Annotated in this window: 4 protein-coding genes and 1 riboswitch; of the genes, 2 read left to right on the forward strand and 2 right to left on the reverse strand. The window is 39.5% G+C overall.

Translation table 11 applies throughout. The features are described from left to right. The first annotated feature begins 107 nt into the window (after window positions 1–107). Window positions 108–323, forward strand: a riboswitch (cobalamin riboswitch). A 165-nt stretch (window positions 324–488) separates the two neighbouring features. Next, window positions 489–7,115, forward strand: coding sequence for a BNR-repeat neuraminidase N-terminal domain-containing protein (locus AC1WHX_RS07260; RefSeq protein ID WP_302544560.1), 6,627 nt, complete (start codon window positions 489–491; stop codon window positions 7,113–7,115). Between the two features lie 68 nt (window positions 7,116–7,183). Here the strand turns inward: AC1WHX_RS07260 and AC1WHX_RS07265 are convergent, their stop codons facing one another. After that, on the reverse strand, window positions 7,184–7,855 hold the full coding sequence (locus AC1WHX_RS07265) for a DUF2461 domain-containing protein (protein ID WP_039927619.1): 672 nt from the start codon (window positions 7,853–7,855) through the stop codon (window positions 7,184–7,186). A gap of 134 nt (window positions 7,856–7,989) precedes the next feature. Here AC1WHX_RS07265 and AC1WHX_RS07270 point away from each other — a divergent pair, with 134 nt between their 5' ends. Next, entirely contained in the window at window positions 7,990–9,969 is a 1,980-nt protein-coding gene (locus AC1WHX_RS07270; protein WP_302544561.1) for an OPT family oligopeptide transporter, read from the forward strand. A 78-nt stretch (window positions 9,970–10,047) separates the two neighbouring features. Here the strand turns inward: AC1WHX_RS07270 and AC1WHX_RS07275 are convergent. Continuing rightward, on the reverse strand, window positions 10,048–10,420 hold a 373-nt coding region (locus tag AC1WHX_RS07275; RefSeq protein ID WP_481229080.1), incomplete at its 5' end, for a hypothetical protein.

A 10,420-nucleotide genomic window follows, 5' to 3' on the forward strand; every position in this document is an offset into this window, starting at 1 on the left:
GAGTTCTATCGAGAGAGAAACAGTAATAAATAAATTTTTTAATTATAGGCACGATATGTTATTTTATTATTTTAACATAGTAAATCCGATTATCAAAGATTAAACAGGTAAGTTTGCATTCGTATTGGTTCGCCTGCGTTTTTCTGCTCAGGTGATTAAAAGGGAATCAGGTGCAAGTCCTGAACAGTCCCGCTGCTGTAATTCTCGTTGATTCCGGACATTCATGTCACTGGGAAAATCGAAAGGCTTGTTTCGATTATGCTGGGAAGACGTCCGAAAGAGGAGAGATAAGTCAGAAGACCTGCCGTACATTTTCAGAATATCTTATGCTTTCGGGGGTTAAAGCAAAGGTAAGTATAAAATGTAACGTTAACGGGTTACGCTGGCTCTATACTGTATCTTTTCCTATAACTTTTTGTAAGTATAAGTTATTCGGTGATTTGAATATTTATATTTTGATTCAAATAATTGTTTAATTTAAAATGCTTATGAAAAGAATTGTTACATTCTTGATTGTTTTTACTCTTTTGTGTGAGGCGAGGCAGGTTTGGGGCGAGACGACTGCCGTTACGATGCCGTACGGAGAAACGAAAACCGTTACGGTAACCGATCCGATAATATTTTATGATAGCGGCGGAAGCTCAAGCAATGCCGAATCGTGGTGTGATTATCCGTCATCGGTATGTTTTGTGCCGGGAAATGCAGGCGAAGTTATAGAAGTCTCTTTTGAAACAGTCGATGTAAAATCTGCTCAATTTAGAATTTATGACGGTTTTGTCGATGTCGGTTATGATGATTTACCCGACGGAGACAAAGGTGTAATTGCAGCAAATTCTGTTTTTCAGTCGGCTTCTCCTGACGGGAAAATGACAGTCGGCTATTATTGTCCGGGAATGTCGGGTACAGGCTGGAAAGCGGTCGTGAAAAGCGTATCTCTTAAAGATATGATAATCGGTGAATGCATCGCTCTTTCTACGGGCGTTTCTTCCGTTCCAGTAGGTTCGGAATGTCAACCGGTAATGCTCATTAACGTAAAGGCAGAAGGAAGTCTTAATCCGTTAACGGTAAGTGAATTATCTTTTAATCTGAACGGTACGGTTTCTGCCTCGGATTTACAGAATTTAAAAGTTTATTATTCGGGAAATAAATTACAGTTTAATGATGCTCATCTTTATGCTTCCGGATCATCAGGTAGTTCCGATATTAAGGCATCCGGATCGCAAGAACTTGTATCGGGAAATAATTATTTTTGGTTGGTAGGAGATGTAACGGTGGCGTCTGTTGTCGGGAATAAAATAGCAGCACAATGTACGTCGATAAAGGTTTCCGGAAACGAGGTGCTTGAGACTCCGATTGCTTCTGTAGGAGAAGTTTATATCGGTAATGAGTTGAGCATGTCTGCGATGTGGCAGAATTGTCATGTAGGCCGGACATCTTTAAATTTTTATGATGATGGCGGGCCTGACGGAAAAATATCGGAGGGTTTTAAAGGGCAGACGACTTTTATACCTTCGACATTGGGTAGGCGGATTCAAATTGAATTTAAGAAAGTAGCATTATTCAGTACCACGACCAGCGATAAAAGCGATATACTAAAGGTGTATAACGGTAAATCGGTAAATGAGGCTGACTTGAATATTCAAATTTCCAATGGAGATATAATTACCGTAACATCTTCTTCAGACGACGGAGCATTGACTGTTGCGTTGACCAGTGTAACGGGTGCATTGTTCGGGGATGGTTTTGAAGCCGTAGTTTCTGAGGTCGAGCCCAAAGAAATGACTGTGAAATCTATTGTTGCTGCGCAATATACCGACGGAACAATTATGGCTGGAGATCTTTTGCAACCTATTTTGTCGTTGAATATACAAACAGAGAATGTCCTTCCTATAATAGCGCAGACTTTTAAGTTTACTATATCCGGAACGACCAATCCTGCGGATTTGACAAAAGCATCGGTCTATTATACGGGTAAAAAAGCGGAATTCGGTTCTTCCAATAAAATAGGAGAGGTTATTTTAAACGGTAGTTCTGATTTTGAAATAACCGGTTGTACTCAGGAGCTGGGAGAAGGAAACAACTATTTTTGGTTGGCATACGATATAGATCCGAGAGCTGTGGCCGGAAATAAAATCGATGCGGGATGCACCGCTGTTGTCTTGTCGGGTAAGGAAGAGATTATTGCCGATACCAATCCGGAAGGCGACCGTACGATAAAAAATGAATACGTTTCTACGGTAGGAACATTTGAAAAAACGATTTATGGTAGTTGGACTTATACGCATACCCCTAAAAAGTATGGTAGTGGATATGAAGCTGTACAGGGAAATCAAATCGTTACATTTATTCCGTATTCTGAAGGTAAAATTATAGAATTGGAGTATCAGGATTTTGCCGTGAGTGCAAGCTCTGGATATTATGGAGTGGATGCTACTTATATAATTTATAGCGGTAAAGGAACGACCGGTGAAGTATTGTGGGAAGCAAATACCGCAGATAAGCGAAAAAACGGGCCGGAGACTATTATTCGTTCTAAATCGGAAGACGGAGCTGTCACTGTTCTTTTCAACGCCAATGATTCGTTTTATAATGCAGACGGCTGGCATGCTTTTGTAAGAGAATATCAATCGAAAGATATGTCATTCGACGGGATAGATGTCGTGCAGGCAAGTTCGGACTTTGTAGCCGGAGGTACTGCCGATCAGGAAATTTTGCGGTTTAAGATAGTGACCGGAGGCGATAAAAACCCGTTGTCTTTAAATAAAATTGCTGTCGATCTGAAAAACAGTCAATCTTGTATAGATAAAGTCTCCGTTTATTATACAGGTAAGAATGATGCATTTGCAACAACAAATAAAATTGGCAGTATCGATGTTGACGGTTCTGTCGGGAATCTGGAGATTCCTGTGTCGTCTGACTTTATTCTGGAAGAAGGAGATACTTATTTTTGGATAACTTACGATGTCAAAGTCGGAGCTACACCATCACAGAAGTTAGATGCAAAATTACTGTCGGTTACCATAAATAATATTTTGCAATCGGTCGAAAACGGAGATCCGGAAGGCGATCGAGAAATAAAGAATGTTTGTCTGTTACCGGTATCGGGACATGATACAATCAATGTGGGAGATTTTCCTTATGTTTGTTATGATGACGGAGGTGCAGACGGAGAATATAGTGAGGCCCAAGAAGGTACTCTGACATTTGTTCCGAAACCGGGAGATGTAATAAAATTGACGTTCAAGCAATTTAAGACCAGCGTTCGTGATTACCTGGAAATATATGATGGTACAGGAGTCGAGAATGAAAATTTATCGGTGAAATATGATGGAGATCTGAATGAAAGTTTACCGGAATCGGTTATTTCTAAGGCCGAAGACGGTTCTTTGACAATCAGATTTAACAGAACGGGATACATAGTCAATGACGGTTGGGAGATAGAGGTGAGCTCTTATACGCTGAAACCGTTGAGCTGTGGTACAGTGAAGGCGACATCTGTTAATGAAAAAAGTGAACTTCTGGGTGGTTCTCTGAATGAAAAAATGCTTAAGGTTGCCGTTGAAGCTATCGGAGATAGAGGTTCGTTTGTTGTGGATGAACTTTCATTCGGAGTAACGAATTCAGAGAGTTTGATGAATACGAAAGTTTATTTTACCGGTACGAGTGATGTATTCAGTCCTGAAAGTCAGTTCGGCACAGAACAAACAGGCGATACTCCGGTATTTACGGGAGAACAGAGTATTTCAGCACCCGGAACTTATTATTTCTGGCTGACTTGTGATATAAGAAGCGATGCTGCAATCGGAACGGCATTGAGCTTTGTTCAATCCGGTATCAAGGTTAATGGAAATTCATTTGCGATAGAATCGTCAGAAACTGCAAATCTGAAAATTAAAGATGGATTCCATGGTACGCATACTATCGGAGAAAATGGAGAATATAAAACTATTACTGCTGCAGTCGAAGCAATGAAAGATGGTATAAATGGTGCTGTCGTTTTTGAATTAGAAAACGGAATCTATAATGAGGAAGTGATAATTCCGGAAATTCCGGGAGCTTCTGCTGCGAATACGATTACATTGAAATCTAAAAGCGGAAATTATAGCGATGTGACGATTACGGCAGAAAACCATTCCGGAGGATATGACGAACAAAACTCGGCTGTAATGACCATATTCGGAGCTGATTATTTGACGGTAGAAGGAATTACTTTTACTAATCCTGATAATACATATTATTATTTGATGGACGTAAAAAATGCAAGTAATTATGTTACTATTCGGAATTGTTATTTTAAAGGAGAGGTCATGACTTCTGAACCTGTTACATCAGATCCTCATAAATTATTGCATACGAATTTTGTAAATCAAGCTGTAGAAAATACTCCGGATACCTATATGACCGTTGAGGGCAACCTTTTTGAAGGAGGTTATATTGCGGTTCAGGCAGGTGGAGCAAATCCGACAGATACGAATAAAGGAACGAAGATTATCGGAAATACGTTCAGGAATCAATGGAGTAAAGCGATTTATCTGAATTATGATGTAGATGGAGTTATAGAGAAAAACGTGATTAGCAGCAACTGTTCATCGAAAAAAGAATATAATGGGATAGATATGAATACTTGTTATAATACGGTTGTGCGGAATAATGTGATATCTGCGACAATGCCCTATATCTGCGGCATAAAGCTGAGACCTGTTTCCGGTTCAGAAGAAAAGCACTTCCGCGTATATAATAATGTATTGAATCTGAAATCTTTGACGTCATCGGATAATGCGTATGCAATTTCGGTAACCGGAGGCTCTACGACAAATAAAATCAGCTTTGTGGATATTGTGAACAATACGATACGTTTGAGTGGAAATAATACCGAAAAATGTGCCGGAATATATAATATTTCCAATTTCAGCGAATCGATTACGGTACAGAACAATATTATACAAAACGAAGCCGGCGGTTATGTTTATTGGATAAACAGCAAGCCGCTGAAAGCAACGACGCTCAATAATAACGCTCTTTATACTTCCGGAACTGTTTTTGCGAAAAATTATACTACGATCGAGAATTGGTTGACCGGTTCTAAAGAATCTAATAGTATTAATCAAAAAGTGACTTTTCAGTCAGACGAAATACTTGCACTGAAAACTTTGGACGGCCTTAATGCCGGTATTCCGTTAGATTTTGTTGCTATCGATATTGTCGGAAATGTGCGTGATACGGAACATCCGACTATCGGAGCTTATGAATTTGTTGTAGCAGAATTGCCGGCGATGGAATCCGGATATCCGGTTTTGTCAGGAGATGTGACTTATAATTCGGCGGTTGTTACTGTCAAAGTAACGGCTAATGCAGAAGTCTATTATTTATTAAAGAATGACGAAAAAGAGCCTTCTGTGGAAGATGTTATTGCTGCCGATAATAAAGTTTCGGTTTCTAAAGGACAGGAAACAGCAATCCCGTTGACCGAATTGAAACAGTATACCGAATATTATGCGTTTTTTGTTTTGAAAGGTTTGGCAGACGGTCAATTATCAGAGGTTATCGCTATGAGCGCCTTTACAACAGTTTATGCACCGACATCTGTGTCCACATTTGAAGATGTGACCGTTACGGAAACCGGATTTGAAGATGGAACAGCTCGATTCAATGGTTTTGTCGTAGAAGAGATTACTGATGGAATAGAAGATAGCCGGAAAGCAGCAAAACTCCAAACAGAAGGAACTGTTACTTTGATAAATACTTCTGATGGATTGATATTGACCGGATTTTATTTGAAGTCGGATGCCGATGTTACAATATCTGCATCGAAAGGTCAACTTGAGATTTCTACCCGGACTATAGCCTCGACTCAGGATCGGTGGATATATTACAGTTTAAAAGAATGGGGAGAAATAACTTCTATAACTTTAAGTAGCAAGGGTAATGTTTATATAGATAATTTCAGCGGTAACCCCCAAAAACTGATGGTAACGGCAGACGATAAGACTGTTTCGGAAGGTGAGTCCGTAATTTTGACATCCGATGTTTCAGGAGGAGTTTCTCCATATACATATAGCTGGAGAAACTCGAAGAATGAAATCCTTTCCACTGAAGAACAGTATTCTTTTGTTCCTCAGGAATGCGGCGACTATACTTTGACTGTGACGGATGCTTGGGATGAAACTGCAACGATAACGGTTCGGGTAATTGTAACCGGAGAAGCTGCTGCCGCAACTTTTGAAAATTTATATCTTGATTCTGAAAGCTATTGGATGGGTGATCCGGAAGAATCTATGAGTTCATTTGTAAGCGGTTCTTATATATTCTCTAATTATTATGAGCCGGATTATGCAACATGGGCTTATTTCGGTTATTCAAATGTGACTTCAACGGTTTATAATCCGGCGGATTTCCCTTCGAATCAATTTGGGGCGGCAGCCGGTAGCGGGGTACATGAATCTGAAAATTATGCGGTTGCGTATGCTTCAAGCTATTTTGGTCCGACGCAGGTTGAAGTCTTGAATAATCCGGAGGGAGATGTTGTCAAAGGCTGTTATGTAACGAATACAGCTTGGGTGAAATATGTAACGGAACAGGGTACGGGAATGAACTCGAGCGGGAAGGAAGATGCGAATCTGCCGTTTACTATCGGGGATTATTATAAAATAATAGCTACCGGAGATAATGGTAATTCGGCAGAATTTTATCTGGTAGATTACCGGAATTCGGCAGAAGGAATCGTTGTTGACACTTGGGAGTGGTTTGATTTAACTTCTTTAGGGAAGGTCAAGAAAATCACTTTTACGGTGGACGGCTCTCGAAAAAATGATTGGGGAACGACTATCCCAACATATTTCTGTCTGGACGATTTCAATGGGACGGAAAGTATACCTGAAGGTCTGTCGAATTCGGATACCGATAATTGTAAAGTGTATCTTTCGGGTGACATGTTGAGATTCGAGCAATGTTCAGGATATACATTCAGCATATACAATATCAATGGAACTTTGTCGGATAAATTCAATATAGATGACGATTATCAGACCATCCGGTTAAATAAGGAAAAAGGTCTTTATATCGTTGTCGGAATGAATGGAAAGAACACGATTACTCGTAAAATACAGTTACGGTAACAGACTCTAATAAAAAATGGCGTATCGAAAAAAAATCGATACGCCATTTTTTATTTTGTATAAATCGATTAGTAATCATATACTTCATCTACGGTATAGTTTAGAAAGCGGTTAAGCGGTTGCAAAACTTTAAAATCGGCAGCTGTTTTTTGTATCCAGTTATTGTCCTCGAAAAAACGATCCTGCTTTTTCCCCATTACGACGTAGTCTTTTCTCATTAGCAATTCAGGATATTTGAAATCTTTCGGGAATGGCCGTGGAATTGTTTTAAGCATTTCACCGTCGAAAGCCGGATATACTTTTTTAAACTCCGGGTTTTCCGTTATTTCGATAAATTCATCGCAATGTTCATATACCGCTTCTCGTAATTCTTTCAATAGTTTTGATTCCGGACACCATACACCTCCGCCTAATAAACAGTTTCCCGGTTCTAAGTGTAAATAATATCCGGCACGTAAGCTTTTTTTACCGCCTTTAGAAGCTATATATGCCGAAAAAAATGTTTTATAAGGCGTTTTATCCGGAGAAAAGCGCGTATCTCTATAAATTCGATATACGCAATCTTTTGCCTCTAAACCAGAAATTTCTTCATCGAATACCGAAATGAGACGAATAAGCTCATCTACTCTATTCAAAAATGTAGCTCGTAATTCATAAAACCGATCTTTACGCTCATTAAACCAATCTCTATTGTTGTGTTGACGCAGTTCTGTTAAAAAATCAAGTATATCTTTCATCACTATTCATATTTTATAGATTGCAAACATAGCTAAAATTGACGCTATTTTTATTTTTCGTTACTGAAATTTCTGTAAAAATTAGTAACTTGCCATTCTTTTATTATGATTATGCTAACCCAAACTTTATCAAAGACATGAAAGAGGAAGAAAAGCAACCGGTAGAGTTGCCTGAAAATGCATTCAGAGAATTAGGTGAAGGAGAAGAGTACCAGCCGGTTATGTCGCCTTCTAAAAATTATCCAGAGGTTACTTTATGGTCGGTCTCGTGGGGAATTATAATGGCTATTCTGTTTTCTGCGGCTGCTGCTTATTTAGGACTTAAGGTCGGTCAGGTGTTCGAGGCGGCTATTCCTATCGCTATTATTGCAGTCGGTTTGTCTAACGCTACTCGTCGTAAGAATGCATTAGGAGAAAATGTCATTATACAGTCCATTGGAGCTTGTTCGGGCGTTATTGTTGCCGGAGCGATATTTACGCTTCCTGCACTTTATATTATACCTGGACTTACTGTCGATTTTATGCAGGTATTTTTGAGTTCTCTTTTAGGTGGAATTTTGGGAATACTGTTTTTGATACCGTTCCGAAAATATTTTGTATCCGAGATGCATGGCAAATATCCTTTTCCTGAAGCGACAGCTACTACACAAGTGCTTATATCCGGAGAAAAGAGCGGTAACCAAGCAAAACCCCTGATTTTTGCAGGGTTGATTGGCGGCATCTATGATTTTGTCCTTTCTACATTCGGTTGGTGGAGCGAGGTACTATCTACACGAGTATTGCCGTTCGGTGAGACAATTGCCGAAAAGGCAAAAGCTGTTTTCAAAATAAATACGGGAGCGGCTGTATTGGGACTCGGTTATATTGTCGGTCTTAAATATTCTTTGATTATTTGTGCCGGATCTATATTTGTCTGGTTTCTTATCGTTCCCTTTATGGGACTCTTTTGGGGAGATTCGGTCTTGACTATGGGAAACAGCGATATTACTGTCTCCATAGGACAAATGACTCCCGAACAAATATTTACTACTTACGGACGTCATATTGGTATAGGAGGTATAGCCATGGCGGGAGTTATCGGCATAATACGTTCTTGGGGAATCATAAAAGGCGCTGTCGGTTTGGCATCCAAAGAACTTGGAGGCAAAGCCGGAGCTGTTGTCACTTCGGTGAAACGTACGCAGCGAGATATTTCCATGAAGTTTATCGCTATTGCCTGTATTGCTACTCTGATTCTGATTTTATTATTTTTCTATTTAGGTATTATTCATAATTTTACGCAAGCCTTTATTGCTTTTATCGTGGTATCTGTCATTGCTTTTCTGTTCACGACGGTTGCGGCCAATGCAATAGCGATAGTCGGAACAAATCCCGTGTCGGGAATGACGTTGATGACATTGATCTTAGCTTCTGTTATTCTTGTAGCTGTTGGCCTTAAAGGTACATCGGGTATGGTTGCCGCCTTAATTATCGGCGGGGTTGTTTGTACGGCTCTTTCTATGGCCGGAGGGTTTATAACCGATTTAAAAATCGGGTATTGGTTGGGTTCTACTCCGGCAAAGCAGGAGAGTTGGAAATTTTTAGGAACGCTGGTTTCTGCAGCGACGGTAGGAGGGGTTATATTGATCTTGAATGATACATACGGTTTTACTTCTGAAAACGGTTTAGCTGCTCCTCAGGCGAATGCTATGGCAGCTGTTATCGAACCTCTTATGTCGGGGAAAGGTGCTCCTTGGCTGTTATATGGTATCGGGGCATTGATTGCCGTAGTACTGACTTTTTGTAAAATTCCGGCTTTGGCTTTTGCTTTAGGAATGTTTATTCCTTTGGAACTGAATACCCCTTTGGTTGTCGGAGGGTTGGTAAGCTGGTATGTCAGTACACGCAGCAAAAATGCCGAAGTAAATAAATCTCGGTATGAAAGAGGTACATTGTTGGCATCCGGATTTATTGCCGGTGGGGCATTAATGGGAGTTGTCAGTGCCGGATTGCGTTTCGGAGGATTTGAATACAGTTGCGAGATGAATGATACAATAAAACAAGTGCTAGGTTTAGTATTATATTTGGCATTGATAGCTTATTTGTTGAAAGACAGTATGAAAGCCCATAAAAATTGACGAGACCTCTTTTATATAAGTAAAGTCGCATTATTCTGATTATCGGTAATGCGGCTTTATTTTTTCTCGGATGTTTATTTATAATTGTTTTAAATGAGCCTTAATTTCTTTCTCTCCACAATAGATTTGATGTAATACTTTTCGAATCGGGATACCTGTTTCACGAGATATTTCTTTAACTCCTTTACCGGCTAAAAAGAGTTTTGTAGGTAGTTGATATTCTTTATTAATTTCCTCGATAATGATATGGAGAGTATCAGTAGATAAGTTTCTGTATAAATCGCGGTTGAGCCGTAGTCTTGAACAATTGTCTTGCGTTGATTTTGATGGGATGAAACTGGTAATATACTCTACAAAAATATGTGTTAAATAAATTAAATAATCAAACATTTCCCCGAACTTTTTGGTTATTACTTCGGAAACATCGTATTTATTGCTCATGCACTTTCTC

The sequence above is a fragment of the Coprobacter sp. genome (assembly GCF_982436375.1).